Raw genomic sequence first — 17,257 nt, forward strand, 5'->3', positions numbered from 1 at the left:
CGTGTGTCGGTGGCGCAACGTATTGTCCGAGCCATGATCATCGTGAGCACCGACGGATCCTGTCTGCGAAACCCCGGTGGGGCTATCGGCTGGGCGTGGGTCAATCACGAGGGTCCGAGCATGTCCGGCGGAGAAGCGTCCGGCACCAACCAGATTGCAGAGTTGCGTGCTCTGTTCGAGGCCGTCGTCGCCCATCCCGGTGCTGATCCTCTACTCATCGAATCCGACTCGCAGTACGCCATCAAGTGCGCTTCCGAATGGTTGCCCAGTTGGAAGCGCAAGGGCTGGAAGACCGCGAGCGGCGGGGCGGTCAAGAACCTCGAACTGGTGCAGAGTATCGATCGAGCCATCACCGATCGAGTCGGTCCGGTGCGCTTTCGCTGGGTGCGCGGGCACGTCGGCAACCACTACAACGAAATGGCAGACAAGCTGGCCGGCGAAGCCGCACGCGCCATCGTCTCGGGGGACATCGCATCGGTGCCGCTTGCTGCCCCGGTGAAGAAGGAACCGACCGCCGTGAACTCCCCCTACAAGGAGAAGTCCACGACGGCCGAAGAACCGGCAGATTTGTTCACACTTTTCTGAGCGGTTCAGAACCCGTCGGCAACCTGAACCAGCGCCCGGCCGGTGTACTTGCCTTCGCGGACCTGATCGATCACCGAGACGACGTCGCGGACGGCAACGAGGTTCGTGATCTCCTTCAGATGACGTGGCGCCAAGTCTGAGCCCAGCCGGGTCCACAGCGCGCGACGGGGCTCGATCGGCATCAATACCGAGTCCATGCCCAGCAGTGAGACTCCGCGGAGAATGAACGGCAGCACGGTCGTAGGCAGCGCGGCGCCACCGGTCAATCCGCTGGCGGCCACAACACCGCCGTAGTTGATCGTGCTCAGAACGTGAGCGAGGGTCTTTCCACCGACGCAGTCGACGGCCGCCGCCCACTGAGATTTTCCGAGCGGGCGAGGCTTGGCGTCGGGATCCTCGGGAAGCCGGCCGATCACCGAAGACGCACCGAGTGACGTCAGAAGGTCTGCCGCGCCTGGCTTACCGCTGGAGGCGACCACGTCGAAGCCCGCGCTTGCCAGAAGGTCGACGCTGACGGTGCCGACTCCGCCGCTCGCACCCGTCACCAGGACGGGACCGTCGGCGGGCTTCACTCCGCTGGCCAGAATGGCTTGGACACTCATGGCCGCGGTGAATCCCGCCGTGCCGATCGCGGCAGCGTCGGCGGTGGAAATGCCGTCGAGCTTCACGACCCACTCGGCAGGCAAACGGGCGATCTCGGCGTAGCCGCCGTTGCGGGCGGTCCCGATCTCGTAGCCATGTGCGACGACCTTGTCGCCCGGGGCGAATGCGTCGGACTCGGAGGCAATGACCTCGCCGGCGACGTCGATACCGGGGACGATCGGGTACTCGCGAACCACCCCGCCTTTCGGCGTGACCGCGAGCGCGTCCTTGTAGTTGACGCTCGAATACTCGACGCGAATGGTGACCTCACCTGCCGGGAGGAAGGATTCGTCGACGGTTTCGGGGGCGAAGTCGATGGTGCCGTCGCTGTCGCGGGCGACCCAGGCGTTGAAAGTAGTCATGGGTCGAACATAAAGGCCTTCGGCCCTGTGCGCCTTTTTGGTAGTGCGAACTACCAGAAAGGCGCACAGGGGCGGAGCCCCTAGATCAAGCTGCCCTCATGCACCGCTCGATCGAACGCCGGTAGCGGGCCACCGGCGCGCAGGGTAGTTGCCAATGCAGGATCGGCGAGATGGAGACGGCCGATCGCGATCAGATCGAACTCTCCGCTGCCGATGCGCTCCTCGAGCTGTGGGATGTTGTCGACTACAGGTGCGACGCCTTCGATGCGGCTGTCCCGCAGCGACTTTCCGATACCGACGCTGCCGACGGCCATCGTGACGGCGCCGGTCAGCTTCTTCGCCCAACCCGCCAACGAGAGATCGCTGCCTTCGAAGGCCGGCACGTCGAAACGCCTGATGCTGGCGTCGAGAACGTCGACTCCGGCGTCGACCAGCGCGCCCAGGATGACGCCCAACTCTTCGGGGGTTTCCGCGATCTTCGCGGTGAAATCCTGCTGCTTGTGCTGTGAGAAACGGTAGATGATCGGCAGATCCGGTCCGATGGCTGCGCGGATCGCGGCAACGACGGCGGCCGGGAACCTGGTACGACGCTCCAGGTCGCCTCCCCACGCGTCGTCGCGCTGGTTGGTGCCCTCCCAGAAGAAGGAATCGAGGAGATAGCCGTGACCGCCGTGGATCGCGATGCCGTCGAAGCCGAGTTCGACGGCGTGCTTCGCGCTACGGACGTACGCGTCGATGACGTCCTGGATGTCCTGCTCGGTCATCGCTTCGGTGCTCGCCTGTGCGCGTTCGACGTAGGCAGCGGAGTACGAGGTGACGCCGAGCGGGCCCCACTCGCCTGAGGGGCGCATCGGCTTGAGGGAGGGGTCCATCTGCGTCATCGCGCCCCACAAAGGTCCGACGTGCCAGAGTTGAGGCACGATCTTGCCGCCCGCAGCGTGCACGTCGTCGACTACCTTCCGCCATCCGGCCTGAGCAGCGGGAGTGTGGAGGTTGGGGACGTTGGCGTGGTCGACAGCAGTCTCGTGATCGATCGCGACGCCTTCGGTGACGATCAGTCCGGTGCCGCCCTCAGCTCGTCGGCGGTAGTAGTCGGCAACGTCGCGGCCGGGCACACCTTCGATGGAGTACGTGCGCGTCATCGGCGACATGACTATGCGGTTGGACAGTTCGAGCGAACGGATGCGGAGCGGTTGGAACAGCGGGTTGGTCACTTCGTCACAGCGCTTTCATGAATCGGAAGAATCCGGGGTCCTGGTCGACACGGAGCCGGGTGAGGGTTCGGTAGCTGATCAGCCACTTGCCGTCTTCTTTGCGGTATTTCTCGTGGTAGTGGCCGTAGCCGTGTAGGTGCAGTTCTTTCTCGCCGTCGTTCCACCACAGCATGTCCTCCATCGCCCAGATGCCGGTTGCGGTGGTGGGCGAGGTCAGCACGATTTCGGGAGTGTGTGCGTGGTGCGCCGTGGTGAGGGGGATGTCGCCGTCGAGCATGTTCCGAATTGCCGCGGTGAGTTTGTCGATGCCCACTACCTGGTTCGAGGTGTCGCCGGTCTTGGGTTGCTTGTCTGTCGGGAGTCCGCCCCACGTCTCGCTGACGACGTCTGCGGTGTGCAGGGTTGGGTAGACGTGCCACTGCTTGGTGTCCATGCAGCGTAGGCGCGCGGCGAACACACGCTTGATTTCCTCGATTGCGAGCAGTTCCTCGACGGCACTGATCGACCCCACTTCGGACTCGGCCTGAGACATTCAACCTCCAACGGTGATCGGCAAGATGGGTTCACATTCGGGTGCTCCGGGCGGGCCGTCAACGACCTGTCCCGGTGAGCGCGACGGCACTCGGTATGGTCGAGCGAACGAAAGGGGTGTCAGACGTGTGTACCGAAGAGGTCCCATCGACCGGACCGGAGGAGATCGCCGAGGTTCGGGCTTTTTGGCGCGAGTTGGGTGTTCCTGGCGTGATCGACGTCCATACCCATTTCATGCCGAAGAGCGTCATGGACAAGGTGTGGGGCTACTTCGATTCGGCGGGACCGATGATCGGTCGACCTTGGCCGATCGCGTACCGACTTGCCGAGGAGGAGCGGGTACACCGTCTCCGCGAGTTCGGTGTCCGGGCTTTCACGTCGATGATCTACCCGCACAAGCACGCGATGGCCGAGTGGCTCAATCAGTGGGCCGTCGAATTTGCCGCGCAAACGCCCGATTGCCTGCACACGGCCACGTTCTATCCCGAGGAGTCGGCGGCGTCGTACGTCGGCAAGGCATTGGATTCGGGCGCGCGAATCTTCAAGTCCCACATCCAGGTCGGAAACTACGATCCGAACGACCCTCTGCTCGACAAGGTCTGGGGTCAGCTCGAGGACTCCGAGACGCCCATCGTGATCCATTGTGGATCGGGACCGGCGCCGGGGGAGTACACGGGACCCGATCGCATTGCTTCGCTGCTCGCACGGTACCCGCGCCTGTCGTTGATCGTCGCCCACATGGGGATGCCCGAGTACAGCGAATTCCTCGATCTGGCAGAGGCTTACGGTAATGTCCGCCTGGATACGACCATGGCGTTCACCGACTTCACGGAAGAGCAGTGTGCCTTCCCGAAGGCGGACGTATCACGGCTCGTCGACATGCAGGACCGGATTCTGTTCGGTAGCGACTTCCCCAACATCCCGTACCCGTATCTCACAGCCTTGCAAGCGGTTACGCGCTTCGATCTCGGAGACGAATGGCTGCGAGCCGTCGTGCACGACAACGCCGCCAAGCTCTTCTCGGTGTGCTGAGCTCACCGAGAAGAACTTCGACTCAGCGCAGTTTGATGCTGCCGCCGTCGGCCATCAACGTCTGACCCGTCATGTACTTGGAATCGTCGCTCGCCAGGAACACCACGACGGGAGCGATGTCGGTTTCGGGATCACCGATGCGTCCGAGAGGCACCTTGGCAACCGATGCGGCTGCGCGCTCAGGGAAGGCTTCCTGCCACTTGACGACGCCTTCGGTGGCGGCGAACGGGCAGACCACGTTGACCCGAATGCCTTCCGGCGCCCACTCGTTGGCGACGACGCGCGTCAGGCCTCGCACAGCTTCCTTGGCCGCAGCGTAGGACGTCTGGGTCGGCATTCCGTCCAAACCTGAACCCGACGCGAAGTTGACGACCGAACCCTTGGTCTTCGCGAGTTCGTCGTGGCACGCCTGCATGAGGTGGACAACGGGGTAGAAACCGGTGTTGAAGGACAGGTCGAACATGTCCTGCGTGGTTTCGAGCAACGGAGCCTGACGGGACGCGTGAGCGTTGTTCACCAGGATGTCGAGCTTGCCGAAAGCCTCGAGCGCGGCGTCACGGATCTGCTCGGCCGAACCGGCGGCAGCAAGGTCGACGTTCAGGAACTTGCCGGAGCCGGCCAGTTCTTGTTCGAGGGCCTGGCCCTGCTCGTCGTTGATGTCGACGAACAGGACCTTCGCGCCTTCACGGGCGAAGACTCGGGTGACAGCGCGACCGATTCCACCGGCGCCGCCGGTGACGATCGCTACCTTGCCGTTCAACCTCATGAAACGCTCCTCTTCGTAAGTGCTGCTCAAACTGTTGCGGTCTCGTCGACTGCAAGTGCGATCTTTTCGAGGCCGGCGATGCTGTAGGCGGCGTAGGTCTCGTACGGCCCACGGCCGGAGAAGTAAGACGAGAGCTGGCCACCGAGTTCTTCGACGGTGAACGCGGATCCGGCTGCGTCGAAACGGTTCTCGACCTTGGGTGCTTCCATCAACGCCACCATTTTGCCGTAGACGACGAAGACCTGTCCGTTGATCTCGTCGGAATCGGGGGATGCGAGGTAGCTGACCAGGGTCGCGACGCGCTCGGGTGCAAGCGGATCGAGGCCGACGACGCCGGTGTTGTTCTCGCCGAAGGCTTCTGCCGTCATGGCGGTGCGGGCACGGGGGCAGATCGCGTTCGCACGGACGCCGTAGCGGGAGAGACCTGCTGCGCTCGAGAGCGTCAGAGCGGTGATACCGGCCTTGGCTGCCGAGTAGTTGGGCTGTCCGGCGCTGCCGAAGAGGAAGGCCTCGGAAGAGGTGTTGATGATGCGGCCGTAGACCGGTGCGTCGGCTGCCTTGCTGGCTGCGCGCCAGTGGACTGCGGCTGCGTGCGAGGTGGCGGCGTGGCCCTTGAGGTGCACACGGATGACGTCGTCCCAATCGGATTCGGTCAGGTTGAAGATCATCTTGTCGCGCAGGATGCCTGCATTGTTGACGAGGATGTCGAAGGATCCGAAGTTCTTGACAGCCTCTTCGATGATGCGCCCGCCGAGCGACCAGTCGGAGACGTCGCCGGTGATGGCGAGTGCCTGTCCACCTGCGGCCTTGATCTCGTCGACCACGTCGTTGGCCGCTGCACCCATGTCGTTGACGATGACGGCTGCACCGGCAGCCGCGAGTCCGAGTGCTTCGGCGCGACCCAGGCCGGCGCCGGCGCCGGTGACGGCGGCAACTTTGCCTTCCAAGCTCAGTGATTGCGTCATGTCGTGCTCCTTCGATCCGGGCGGTCGGGTACGTCTTGCAGAATTAGTATTCATTCTAATTTGAAGTCGAGAGTTCGGTAGTTCGTTCCGAAAAAATCATTCGAGCGAAATCAGAATTAGTTCTAGTTTTGAACAGAAGTTTGGCCGACTGAGGAGGAGTCTCACTCAGCGGGAGCGGTGATCTGGGTCACGAGCGCTGCATGCCACCTTGGGGCGACGCGGCGATCCCACCGCGTACGCGTTTGCGTCACCACCGATCCGCTCAGTTCTCGGCCGCATTCGTCGGCTCCAGGGTCGGATAGTTCTCACCGAAAACGCAGTACGGTCGGCCCCGAATTCACCGGGCCGGACATCAAGGAAGGCACCAGCAGTGTCACTGAATTTGGCAGATCTGTACGAGGGCATCTCGGATCTGATTCCGGACCGCACGGCGCTCGTGTGCGATGGCCGTCGTCGCACCTACGTCGAGCTGGACGAGGGCTCGAATCGCATCGCCCGCCACCTGGCGAGCGTCGGTGTCGGGCCCGGCGATCACGTTGCTCTGCACATGCGCAACAGCATCGAGTTCGTCGAGAGTTTGCTCGGGTGCCTCAAGATTCGCGCGGTCCCGATCAACGTCAACTATCGCTACGTCGACGCCGAACTGACCTACCTGTACAACGATTCGCAGTCGGTAGCTCTGATCGTGGACGAGGAGTTCGCTCCGGTGGTAGAGACGGTTCTCCCGGCCGCGCCCGGCATCAAACACATCGTTGTCGTCGGCAAGTCCGTGGTCCGCGACATCGAAGGTGTCGACGTCGTTGGATACGCCGACGCCGCCGCGGAGCAGCCCGCTACTCGTGACTTCGCGCCCCGCAGCAACGACGACCTCTTCGTCATCTACACCGGCGGCACGACGGGGATGCCCAAGGGCGTCATGTGGCGTCATGAAGACTTCTACTTCGCGGCGCTCACCGGCGGAAATCCGTTCGGTCCGCCGCACACGACCGCCGAGGCTCTGTTCGCCGCGGTGCCGAACGTCCCCGCGATGAACATGCTCAGTACCGCACCCCTGATGCACGGTGCGGCGTCGTACTCGCTGTTCACCGGATTCTTCATGGGCGCCAACGCAATTCTCATGGCGCGGTTCGACGCGAAGACGACGCTGCAGCTCGCCGGAAGTGAGAAGGCCGTCTCCATCACCGTCGTCGGAGACGCGATGGCACGTCCGCTCGCAGACGAATTGGCTGCAAACGCAGCAGATTACGACCTCAGCACGGTCGGAATGGTCTCGTCCGGCGGAGCCTTGTTCTCGCTCTCACTGCGGGAGCAGCTCAAGTCGATGCTTCCGAACCTGGTGATCCGCGACGGATTCGGTTCCTCGGAGTCGGGCGTCGACGGCAATCTCGAGATCGGTCAAGACGGCCTGATGCGCATCGCCGCTCGCGACGAGACGCGCGTCGTGGACGAAAGGATGCGGCCGCTGGAGCCGGGATCGCCCGAGACCGGTTACATCGCTCGCAGTGGTCACGTGCCGGTCGGCTACTTCAATGATCCGGTCAAGACCGCGGCTACGTTCCCGGTGATCGACGGTGTGCGGATGTCGGTGCTCGGCGACGTCGGACGCGTGGAAGCCGACGGCTCGATCGTCCTGCTGGGGCGTGGTTCTCAGTGCATCAACACCGGCGGGGAGAAGGTGTACCCCGAAGAGGTCGAGCAGGCACTCAAGAGTCACCCGGCGGTGCTCGACGCTCTGGTCGCGGGAATTCCGGATGCGAAGTTCGGTGAGCGCGTCGCTGCGGTCATCACGACCCGCGAAGGCTTCGACGTCCCGGACGCTGCCGAGATCGGTGAGCATTGCGCGTCGCAGGTCGCTCGGTACAAAGTGCCGCGCACCGTCATGAACGTTCCGTCGATCAGGCGTTCTCCCAGCGGAAAGGCCGACTATCGCTGGGCCAAGGCCACTCTCGCCGAGCAAGTCTCCTAGTCCGGCCGGAGCCGTCCAGCGCGTTTGTGAGGGACGCGTTGGGTGGCTCCGGTGCTCTAGCCTGTCACCGTCAGAACCAGCAGAGCGACGTTGAGTGCAACGATCAAGCCCGCCGCAATCCAAGCCGCGACGGTCGTGAGCGGGGCATTGCGCGCGTCGCCCATGAGTTCGGGGTCCGAGGTCATTCGCACCAGCGGGATGATCGCGAAGGGGATGCACAGGCTCAAGACCACTTGGCTGAGCACGAGCGCCAGCGTCGGGTCGACGCCGAGTCCGAGCACGATCAGCGCCGGGATGAGCGTGACGATCCGGCGTGTGATCACCGGAATGCGAATGGCCAGAAGACCATGCATGATCTCGGCGCCGGCCGCGCATCCCACGGAGGTCGACGCGAGTCCGGAGGCGAGGAGGCCGATCGCGAACACCACGGCTATGCCCGGGCCGAGCGAATTCTCGATCGCGGCATGCGCACCGTCGATGGTGTCGGTGCCGGGTACTCCGCGCAGCGCCGAAGCGGCCAGCAGCAGCATGCCGATGTTCACGCCACCGGCGATGATCAACGCGACAACGACATCCCAACGGGTGACTTTGAGTAATCGCTGCAACCGTGGGCCGGGTTTGATGTGGCCGTGGCGATCACGTGCCAATGCGGAGTGAAGGTAGATCGCGTGCGGCATGACCGTTGCTCCGAGCATGCTGGCGGCGAGCAGTACGGTCTCGGTTCCTTCGAAGCGGGGGACCAGTCCGGCGACCGCTTCGCTGCCGGAGACGTCGGTGAAGGCGAGCCCGGTCAGGAAGCCGATGGTGATGATGGCCAGCAATCCCATCACCACGAACTCGAAAGTGCGCTGTCCGCGCCGACTTTGGATCGTCAGGATGACCATCGACACGCATCCGGTGATCAGTCCGCCGAGGAAGAGCGGGATGTTGAAGAGCAGGTTGAGTGCGATGGCGCCGCCGATGACTTCGGCGACGTCGGTCGCGATCGCCATCATCTCGGCCTGGAGCCAGAACGCGCGGCGGTTGTTCTTACGCAGGCGCTGACCCAGCATTTCGGGCAGGGATCTGCCGGAGACGAGACCGAGTTTCGCGGACAGATACTGCACGAGGACGGCCATCGCGTTGGCGAGTACGAGTACCCAGATGAGGAGGTAGCCGTACTTGGCGCCGGCGGTGAGGTTGGCGGCGACGTTGCCCGGATCGACGTACGCGATTGCCGCGACGAACGCCGGACCGAGCAGGGCGATGGATCTCCCCGTGGGTCGTCGGCGCGGAGTCGTCGGCTCTTGCGTACTGGTGCTCATCGGTCTCCTGGTCACACGTACTCGGACCTGTTGGTTCGAATAAGTGAACTATAGAGTTCGGGGAGCCGAACTTTCAACAGCTGTGCGCGGTTACCGACCGCAGAGGGTCCCTAACCGCGCACAGGCAGGTTAGGCCGTCACGCCGGCAGCCAGGAGAGCGCGAGCCTCGGGTCGGCCGTCGAGGAGGGCGTTGGTACGCAGTTCGACCTTCCACTCGCCGTCCGTCTTGATCAGTTCCCAACGGTTCGCGGTGATGCGGAGGACCTTGAATCCCGTCGGGTTCTCGGGGTCTTTGATGACCAACTGTGAATGGCAGGTCGCGACGGCCTTGTTGCCGTCGATGCGGATGTGCGCGGGTGTCATCATGTGGGCCGCGCCGTTCATGATCCAGTTCTGGTGTGAGGCGCTGTGAACCATCGCGCGCAGTTCGCCGCGGCCGTGCATCGCACCGGTATCGACGTCGTAGACGCCGTCCTCGAGCCACAGGTTCGCGACCTCGTCGGCTGATCCGCTGTCGACGGCAGGGCTGTATGTGGTCAGCAGTTCGGTGATCGCGAGCTTGTCCTCGAGCAATTCCACTCGGGCGAGCAGGGATTCGATCAGGGCGGTCGAGTCGGTCATCGGTACGTCCTTTGCATTGGATTGTCGGGGAATCAGGAAGTGGTGAAAGAGAAGCCCTCGGCGAGGGCGATTCGGTGAAGTTCTTCGAGTTGTTCGCAGTAGTGCTCGACGCTTCGAGCGCCGACCGAGCAGCTGGCGATGGTCGCCCCGGCGTCGAGGACGCGAGTCATGGCGCGAAGGGTGGATTCGCGATTGCCGAGAGGATCGAGCGGCGCACCGGTGGGAAGCGCCACGTCGAATCCGTCGGGGAGCGTCGTGGCATCGAGCATTTCCTTCAGTTCGGAGAATCGCAGCCCGAACGGCACCCACCCGTCGCCGTGTGTGGTGGCCCGGCGCAGCGATCTCTTGGTCCGGCCGCCGATCCACAGCGGCACCCGTTTCTGGACGGCGTGGGGTTCGACGACAAATCCGGAGTAGTCGTAGAACTCGCCGTGATACTCCGGAGTCGGCGTCGACAGTGATGCCCGAAGTGCGGCCAAGGCATCGTCAGCGCGCGCTCCTCGGTCGGCAAATGGAGCATTTATGAGATCGAATTCTTGTTTCAGAGTCCCCACCCCGAGGCCGAGTATCAGGCGTCCATTGCTGACGCGATCAAGCGTTCCGTAACGCTTGGCGATCTCGAGGGGGTGGTGGTAGCCCAACACCAGCACCTGGGTCGCCAGCAGGATTCGTGATGTACGCGCGGCGAGAAAACCAAGGGTGGCGAGCGGATCCCAGTAGGTTCCGCCGCGCTCGGCGGCAATCTCCTCGGGGACCGCCACGTGTTCACTGCAGGTCAGATGATGGAAACCGAGTCGATCCGCCGTGGCGGCCACTGTGGCGATCTCGCCGATGTCAGCACTTGCCTCCCACTCCGAGCGCGTGCTCGGGTGCTGAATCAGGACCGGTGTGACGATTCCCAGGTGCATCGGGCGTTTATAGCGTCCCCACTCGCCCGGTGGCAGGTGAATTACCGCTGATCGGGATCGAAAAGATCGATTCACTTTCCAGAAACTGTGACCTGGGTTATAGTCGGTAGAATCAATTCCAGTTTTCGGGAGGCGTCCATGACCATTGTTGACATGAACGACACACTGTCCACCGTCCAGACTGCCGGTGGGCAACCCAAGAAGGATCTGCCGCCGTCGATGGTCGAGCGGATGACACTGATTCTCGACGCCTTCGACGGCCGCGCCGCGCGGCTGACGCTGGAAGAGGTCGCGTGCCGTACTCAGTTGCCGCGCTCCACGGTCCACCGCATTCTCGATCAGCTGGTCAAGCTGGACTGGGTCGATCACGCATCGTTCGGCTACTGCCTCGGGCGTCGCGCGCTCGGCCTCGGTGGTGGCGACGGCGGCCACAGCCAGATCCGCGAAGCCGCTGCACCGCTTCTGCACGAACTGCACCTGCAGACCGGCATGGTCGTTCACCTGTCGGTGCTCGACGGACGCGAGAGCGTCTATCTCGACAAGGTCGGCGGACGATTCGCCGCGGCGCTCCCGTCCCGCGTCGGCGGCAGAGTGCTCGCTCATTCGACGGCTGGTGGCAAGGCGATGCTGGCGTGGATCGACCCCGAGCGCGTCGACGCTCTGTTCGGGGCTTCTCTTCCCCGCTGCACCGAGAACACGATCACCGACGTCGCTGTGCTCCACCAGGAACTGAACCGCATCCGTCAGCGTCGGGGACTGGCCTTCGAACGCGGGGAGTCAGCGCGTGGAGTCGCTTGTGTGGCTTCGGCAATTCGCGGACACGAGGGTCCCGTCGGCAGCATCGCGTTGTGTGGTGACATGCGGACCGCTCAGCTCGAGCGAGTTGCTCCGCTGGTCGTCGACGCGGCTCGCGAGGTCTCACGGACGCTGTACCCCGAACTGGGTGCTCCTCGCCGCGGCCGCAAAACGCCTCCCGTTCCGACCAATACGTTCTCGGCGGAGACGATGGATCGCCTGCTGGCAGCGTCGTCCGACCACTGGATCTGACGTATTTTGATCGACTTGTCTCGCTGATCGGGACGAGTCATAGCAGCTCAGCGGTACTGATGGCACCGTTCGGACCATGACGACTGAACTGAGCTACGAGGGAACTCTGAAGGAACTGCAGACCGATCTCGGTGTGCTCCGGTACCACGAAGCCGGCGACGGCCCGCCGCTCCTGCTGCTGCACGGATCGGGCCCCGGCGTCACCGGTTGGCGTAACTACCGCGGCGTTCTCGCGGACTTCGCGAAGCACTTCCACTGCTACGTTCTCGAGTTCCCCGGATTCGGCGTCAGCGATCCCGGCCCCGACCATCCGATGATGATGGCGCAGGCGTCGGTCGGGATGTTCCTCGACGGCCTCGGCCTCGGCCCGGTCCACATGATCGGTAACTCCATGGGCGGCATCGTCGCCACCAAGGTCGCGATCGACGAGCCGCACCGGGTGAGCAAGCTCGTCACCATCGGCGGCATGGGAAAGAACACCTTCTCGCCAGGCCCCGGTGAAGGCATCAAACTCCTCATGGAGTTCACCGACAACCCCACCCGCGAAGCTCTGGTCCGCTGGTTGCATTCGATGGTCTTCGACCGCGCCGTCGTCACCGAGCAGCTCATCGAAGAGCGTTGGGCCCTGGCCACCGAGCCGACGACGCTCGAGATCGCCCGTCGTATGTACAGCAGCAAGGCCATGGCCGCCATGGGCGCGGCTGCCGCTGCGTCGACCGCCGTGCCGTACTGGGCGCAGCTGAACAAGATCAAGGCGCCAACGCTGTTGACCTGGGGACGCGACGACCGCGTCAGCCCCGTGGACATGGCGATTCTGCCGATGCGCGACATCCCCAACGGCGAAGTTCACATCTTCCCCAACTGCGGACACTGGACGATGATCGAAGCTCGCGACGCCTGGGTCGCGTCCGTTCTGGCATTTCTGACGCGTCCAGAAGGCAAGTAAGGCCCGTGCGCCTTTCTGGTAGCCCCCACTACCAAAAAGGCGCACAGGGGTGCTCCCACTCACCGGGAAGCGTTTCTGCACTTCGGTGGGCTACCTGCCACCGTTTCACCAACAGATTTTCATTCTGCCCAGGCACTCGCCGGGTAGCGAAACCAGAAAGCCGGAAAAATCATGGGTCAGGTTCTGGACAACATCTCACAGTTCGCCGACGAGATCCGCGCCGACGGGGTCGAGGGCGACAAGCTGATGCGCTTGACGGACGGCAGCGCGAAGCGTTTGCGCGACTCCGGCGTCATCCGGATGTTCCAGCCGAAGGAGTTCGGTGGCCTCGAGGCGCATCCGCGTGAATTCGCCGAGACGGCAATGGCTATCGGTGCGATGGACGGTGCCACGGGCTGGGTCAGCGGCATCGTCGGTGTGCATCCGTGGGAGCTTGCGTTCTTCGACCGCAAGGCTCAGGAAGAGGTGTGGGGAACCGATCCCGATACGTGGATGGCGTCGCCGTATGCGCCGATGGGTGTGGCGAGGCCGGTCGAGGGTGGGTACATCCTCAACGGTCGTTGGTCGTTCTCGTCCGGCACCGATCACTGTGACTGGATCATGATCGGCGCGATGGTCGGTGACGAGTCCGGTAAGCCGTTGATGCCGCCGAAGCACCTGCACGTGCTGTTGCCGCGTTCGGATTACGACATCGACCAGGACAGCTGGAATGTCGTGGGCCTGCGCGGAACCGGGTCGAAGGACCTGATCGTCAAGGACGCGTTCCTGCCCACCTACCGCACGATCGACGCCGGAAAGGTGTACGACGGGACGGCGTGGAAGGAAGCGGGCCGTACGGAGACGTTGTACAAGTTCCCGTTCTCGTGCATTTTCCCGTTGGGGATCACCTCGTCGTTGATCGGTATCGCCGAAGGTGCGTTGGCGTGCAACATGGCGGCGCAGCGTGAGCGTGTGACGGTCAGTGGTGTTCCGATCAAGGAAGATCCGTACGTGCTGTTCGCGATCGGTGAGGCGGCGGCCGAGATCGCTGCTTCTCGGGCTGCGATCTTGGAGACGGTGGATCGTTTTTGGGACATGACGGAGAAGGGGCAGGAAGTTTCGTTCGAGCTTCGTGCGATCGGTCGCCGTACGCAGACTGCTGCTGCGTGGCGGGCGGTGCGTGCGGTGGACGAGATCTTTGCTCGTTCCGGTGGTGGGGCTTTGCAGTTGAACACGCCGATGCAGCGGTTCTGGCGTGACGCTCATGCCGGTTTGGCACATGCGATCCACGTACCTGGCTCCATTTTCCATGCGTCGACGCTCTCGCAGCTCGGTGGCGAACCGCAGGGTATCCACCGCTCGATGATCTAGTCCCACAAATACTTTCGAAGCAAGGACGGTTAGGCATGACTGAAATTCGGGGCCTGGGGTATCTCAGGATCCAAACGCAGGACGTGGCTCGCTGGCGCGAGCTCGTGGTCGACGGACTCGGCCTCGCGGTCGGTAGTGGCCCGGAAGCCGACGGCCTCTACTTGCGCCTGGACGAGCGTCGTGCGCGACTGATCGTCCTGCCCGGTGAGACGGACAAGGCTCTCGCAGTGGGCTGGGAAGTGCGAGATCAGTTCGCGCTCCAGCGTGTTCGTGAAGCAGTGGAGAAGGCCGGAGTCGAGGTCGAGGTTCTTTCCGAGGTCGACGCCAGCTACCGCGATGCCGAGCAGGTCATCGCATTCGGCGATCCCAACGGCAACCGAGTCGAGGTCTTCTTCGGGCCGGTACTCGACCACAGCCCGTTGGTCACCCCGCACGGCGGCCGTTTCGTCACCGGCGATCAGGGCCTCGGCCATGTGGTGCTTCCGGTTACGCGTTTCGACGAGGCATACACCTTCTACACCGAGGTGCTCGGATTCCTCCCACGCGGTTCCATCCGTCTCGGCGGTATCGATGCGCCGCCGCCGGCTCGCCGCGTTCGCTTCATGGGTGTCAACCAGCGCCACCACAGCCTGGCGTTGTGCCCGGCGCCGCCGGTTGACGAGCCCGGTCTCGTGCACCTGATGATGGAAGCCGAGACTCTCGACGCCGTCGGTCAGGCTCTCGATCGTGTTGCCAAGCTCGGCTTCTCGATCTCCTCGACGTTGGGTCGCCACACGAACGACAAGATGGTGTCGTTCTACGTGCGCGCACCGGGTGGATGGGATCTGGAGTTCGGTTGCGAAGGCATGCTTGTTGACGAAGCCTTCTACACCGCTGAGGAAATCACGGCCGACAGCTACTGGGGCCATGACTGGTCCGAGAGTGAACCGCTGGCCGCGTTCACTCCCAAGAGCTAGCTCTTACGCAACGAAAAAGCTCGGTCCCAATGCATATCGGGGCCGAGCTTTTTCGTGCGATAGATCAGGAAGCTGCTGCGGCCAAACCGGTTTCGAGGTCGGCGAGAATGTCGTCGATCCCTTCGATGCCGACCGCAAGGCGGACGAGCCCCGGGGTGACGCCCGAAGCGAGCTGCTCCTCGGGGGTGAGCTGCGAGTGCGTCGTCGACGCGGGGTGGATGACGAGTGAGCGAACGTCACCGATGTTGGCGACGTGGCTGTGCAACGTCAGTGCGTTGACGAACTTCTTGCCTGCGTCGACTCCACCGGCGAGCTCGAACGCGACGATGGCGCCGGTTCCCTTGGGAGCCAGCTGCTTTCCGCGCTCGTGCCAGGGCGAGGATTCCAGTCCGGCGTATGCGACCGACGTGACTTCGGCGCGGCCCTCGAGGAATTTCGCGACCTTCTGGGCGTTGGACACGTGGCGCTCGATGCGCAGGCTCAGTGTCTCGATACCCTGCGAGATGAGGAAGGCGTTGAACGGTGCGATGGCCGAGCCGAGGTCGCGCAGAAGCTGAACGCGTGCCTTGAGGGCGTAGGCGGGTGCGCCGAGATCGGCGAAGGTGACGCCGTGGTAGCTGGGGTCGGGGGTCGTGAAGTTGGTGTGGCGTCCCTGGGTCCAGTCGAAGGTGCCACCGTCGACGATGACGCCGGCGATCGCGGTGCCGTGTCCGCCAAGGTATTTGGTGGCGGAGTGGACGACGATGTCGGCGCCGTGCTTCAGCGGCTGAATGAGGTACGGAGTTGCGACCGTGTTGTCCACGATGAGCGGGATGCCGTGCTCATGGGCGACTGCGCTGATGCCGGGGATGTCGAACACGTCGTTCTTGGGGTTGGAGATGGTTTCGCCGTAGAACGCCTTGGTGTTCGGACGGATTGCCTCACGCCAGTGATCGAGGTTGTCCGGGTCCTCGACGAAGTCGACGGTGATACCGAGCTTGGGCAGCGTGTAGTGGAAGAGGTTGTACGTGCCGCCGTACAGGCGAGGGCTTGAGACGATGTGGTCCCCGGCCTCGGCGAGGTTGAGGATCGCGAAGGATTCGGCGGCCTGACCGGACGCAACCAGCAGAGCCGCGACTCCGCCTTCGAGGGCGGCGATGCGCTGCTCGACGGCGTCCTGCGTCGGGTTCATGATGCGGGTGTAGATGTTGCCCGGCTCGGCGAGGCCGAAGAGCGCCGCCGCATGGTCGGTGTTGTCGAAGACGTAGCTGGTGGTCTGGTAGATCGGAAGCGCCCGAGCGTTGGTAGCGCTGTCCGGGCCCTGTCCGGCGTGGACCTGCTTGGTTTCGAACGACCAATCGGCGGTCGGATCGGTATCGACGGGGGTGTTCTCGCTCATGAATTCATACTCCGTGGTGAAGGTGGGTTGGTGCGGGTCAGGCGGTTTCGACGACTGTATGCACTGGGACGGGATTGCGGGTGAGATCGAGTACGGGGCAGTGGGCGTCGACCGTTTCCTGCAGTTCCAGGTAGCGCTCGCGGGTTTCGGGGCCGGTCAGGGTGACGACCACGCGGACCTCGGAGAATCCCGGACGGACGGCGTCGTCGAAGCCGAAGAATCCACGAACGTCGAGGTCACCTTCGGCTCTGGCCGAGATGTCGTCGAGAGCGATACCGAGTTTGTCCGCCCAGACGCGGTAGGTGACCACCTGGCAGGAGAGCAGGGAAGCAAGGTAGTACTCGACAGGATTGGCTGCGGTGTTCTCGCCGCCGAGGGCCGGCGGCTCGTCGACCTCGACGCTGTACTTACCGAGAGAAATGGTGCTGGCAACGGCGTCGTGCGCCTGGGCGGAAGCCTTGAATACGACGTGCGCTTTGCTGGCGTCTTTGTCGATGGCGTCGGCGTTGGCTGCTACGACGGAACTCAGGTGTGAGATGGAGGCGGTGGTCATGACAGAAATGTCCCCTGATCTGGGTGTACATACGAGTATCGACGTGAGCGGCGCTCACGTCGTAGGTCCGATCAGTAGATCGGACACCCGGATGTACAGACATGCGCAAAGTCGACATGGCGCCGCCGCGT

At 63.6% G+C, this 17,257-nt stretch carries 17 protein-coding genes; 7 read left to right on the forward strand and 10 right to left on the reverse strand.

The window, feature by feature from the left end; genetic code table 11:
• Nucleotides 1-33: 33 nt before the first annotated feature.
• Nucleotides 34-585, forward strand: coding sequence for a ribonuclease H (locus YH3_RS16015; RefSeq protein ID WP_007729467.1), 552 nt, complete (start codon nucleotides 34-36; stop codon nucleotides 583-585).
• Between the two features lie 5 nt (nucleotides 586-590).
• Here YH3_RS16015 and YH3_RS16020 read toward each other — a convergent pair whose 3' ends face one another.
• The 3 genes from YH3_RS16020 to YH3_RS16030 all read right to left on the reverse strand — a co-directional run bounded on the left by YH3_RS16020 (nucleotide 591) and on the right by YH3_RS16030 (nucleotide 3,335).
• Nucleotides 591-1,589, reverse strand: coding sequence for an MDR family oxidoreductase (locus YH3_RS16020; RefSeq protein ID WP_064074261.1), 999 nt, complete (start codon nucleotides 1,587-1,589; stop codon nucleotides 591-593).
• Nucleotides 1,590-1,669: 80 nt separating this feature from the next.
• The gene (locus YH3_RS16025) at nucleotides 1,670-2,803 is read right to left on the reverse strand and encodes a 12-oxophytodienoate reductase (RefSeq protein WP_003940612.1); all 1,134 of its coding nucleotides are present in this window, start codon (nucleotides 2,801-2,803) and stop codon (nucleotides 1,670-1,672) included.
• Between the two features lie 4 nt (nucleotides 2,804-2,807).
• Nucleotides 2,808-3,335, reverse strand: a complete 528-nt coding sequence (locus YH3_RS16030; protein WP_003939692.1) for a nuclear transport factor 2 family protein — start codon at nucleotides 3,333-3,335, stop codon at nucleotides 2,808-2,810.
• A gap of 125 nt (nucleotides 3,336-3,460) precedes the next feature.
• On the opposite strand from YH3_RS16030, the gene YH3_RS16035 reads away from it, so the two are divergent.
• Nucleotides 3,461-4,366: an amidohydrolase family protein gene (locus YH3_RS16035; RefSeq protein WP_193777165.1), complete on the forward strand. Its 906-nt coding sequence runs from the start codon at nucleotides 3,461-3,463 to the stop codon at nucleotides 4,364-4,366.
• Between the two features lie 22 nt (nucleotides 4,367-4,388).
• Here YH3_RS16035 and YH3_RS16040 read toward each other — a convergent pair whose 3' ends face one another.
• Complete coding sequence (locus tag YH3_RS16040; protein WP_054831239.1) at nucleotides 4,389-5,132, reverse strand: SDR family NAD(P)-dependent oxidoreductase; 744 nt, start codon at nucleotides 5,130-5,132, stop codon at nucleotides 4,389-4,391.
• Between the two features lie 26 nt (nucleotides 5,133-5,158).
• Nucleotides 5,159-6,097: a 3-oxoacyl-ACP reductase gene (locus tag YH3_RS16045; protein ID WP_064443707.1), complete on the reverse strand. Its 939-nt coding sequence runs from the start codon at nucleotides 6,095-6,097 to the stop codon at nucleotides 5,159-5,161.
• Nucleotides 6,098-6,467: 370 nt separating this feature from the next.
• Here YH3_RS16045 and YH3_RS16050 point away from each other — a divergent pair, with 370 nt between their 5' ends.
• Entirely contained in the window at nucleotides 6,468-8,063 is a 1,596-nt protein-coding gene (locus YH3_RS16050; protein ID WP_064443708.1) for an acyl-CoA synthetase, read from the forward strand.
• Nucleotides 8,064-8,119: 56 nt separating this feature from the next.
• Here YH3_RS16050 and YH3_RS16055 read toward each other — a convergent pair whose 3' ends face one another.
• From YH3_RS16055 to YH3_RS16065, 3 genes are all read right to left on the reverse strand, one after another.
• The gene (locus tag YH3_RS16055) at nucleotides 8,120-9,367 is read right to left on the reverse strand and encodes an Nramp family divalent metal transporter (RefSeq protein ID WP_064443709.1); all 1,248 of its coding nucleotides are present in this window, start codon (nucleotides 9,365-9,367) and stop codon (nucleotides 8,120-8,122) included.
• Nucleotides 9,368-9,496: 129 nt separating this feature from the next.
• Entirely contained in the window at nucleotides 9,497-9,988 is a 492-nt protein-coding gene (locus tag YH3_RS16060) for a nuclear transport factor 2 family protein (protein WP_003939809.1), read from the reverse strand.
• A gap of 32 nt (nucleotides 9,989-10,020) precedes the next feature.
• Nucleotides 10,021-10,896: a TIGR03619 family F420-dependent LLM class oxidoreductase gene (locus tag YH3_RS16065; protein WP_064443710.1), complete on the reverse strand. Its 876-nt coding sequence runs from the start codon at nucleotides 10,894-10,896 to the stop codon at nucleotides 10,021-10,023.
• Nucleotides 10,897-11,034: 138 nt separating this feature from the next.
• On the opposite strand from YH3_RS16065, the gene YH3_RS16070 reads away from it, so the two are divergent.
• The 4 genes from YH3_RS16070 (at nucleotide 11,035) to bphC (ending at nucleotide 15,195) form a co-directional block, all read left to right on the forward strand.
• Nucleotides 11,035-11,943 (forward strand): IclR family transcriptional regulator, encoded by a 909-nt coding sequence (locus YH3_RS16070; protein ID WP_007729442.1) that lies wholly within the window; start codon nucleotides 11,035-11,037, stop codon nucleotides 11,941-11,943.
• 76 nt (nucleotides 11,944-12,019) lie between these two features.
• A complete protein-coding gene (locus YH3_RS16075; RefSeq protein WP_003940235.1) occupies nucleotides 12,020-12,889 on the forward strand; it encodes an alpha/beta fold hydrolase in 870 nt (289 codons plus the stop codon).
• A gap of 171 nt (nucleotides 12,890-13,060) precedes the next feature.
• Nucleotides 13,061-14,239, forward strand: a complete 1,179-nt coding sequence (locus YH3_RS16080; protein ID WP_003940250.1) for an acyl-CoA dehydrogenase family protein — start codon at nucleotides 13,061-13,063, stop codon at nucleotides 14,237-14,239.
• Between the two features lie 35 nt (nucleotides 14,240-14,274).
• Nucleotides 14,275-15,195: a biphenyl-2,3-diol 1,2-dioxygenase gene (bphC, locus tag YH3_RS16085; protein ID WP_042924009.1), complete on the forward strand. Its 921-nt coding sequence runs from the start codon at nucleotides 14,275-14,277 to the stop codon at nucleotides 15,193-15,195.
• A 64-nt stretch (nucleotides 15,196-15,259) separates the two neighbouring features.
• Here the strand turns inward: bphC and YH3_RS16090 are convergent, their stop codons facing one another.
• Both YH3_RS16090 and YH3_RS16095 read right to left on the reverse strand, forming a co-directional pair.
• On the reverse strand, nucleotides 15,260-16,573 hold the full coding sequence (locus tag YH3_RS16090) for a bifunctional o-acetylhomoserine/o-acetylserine sulfhydrylase (RefSeq protein WP_019745377.1): 1,314 nt from the start codon (nucleotides 16,571-16,573) through the stop codon (nucleotides 15,260-15,262).
• Nucleotides 16,574-16,610: 37 nt separating this feature from the next.
• Nucleotides 16,611-17,126 (reverse strand): OsmC family protein, encoded by a 516-nt coding sequence (locus YH3_RS16095; protein WP_007732784.1) that lies wholly within the window; start codon nucleotides 17,124-17,126, stop codon nucleotides 16,611-16,613.
• Between the last annotated feature and the right edge of the window lie 131 nt (nucleotides 17,127-17,257).

The sequence above is a fragment of the Rhodococcus sp. YH3-3 genome (genome assembly GCF_001653035.1).
Lineage (GTDB): Bacteria > Actinomycetota > Actinomycetes > Mycobacteriales > Mycobacteriaceae > Rhodococcus_F > Rhodococcus_F qingshengii.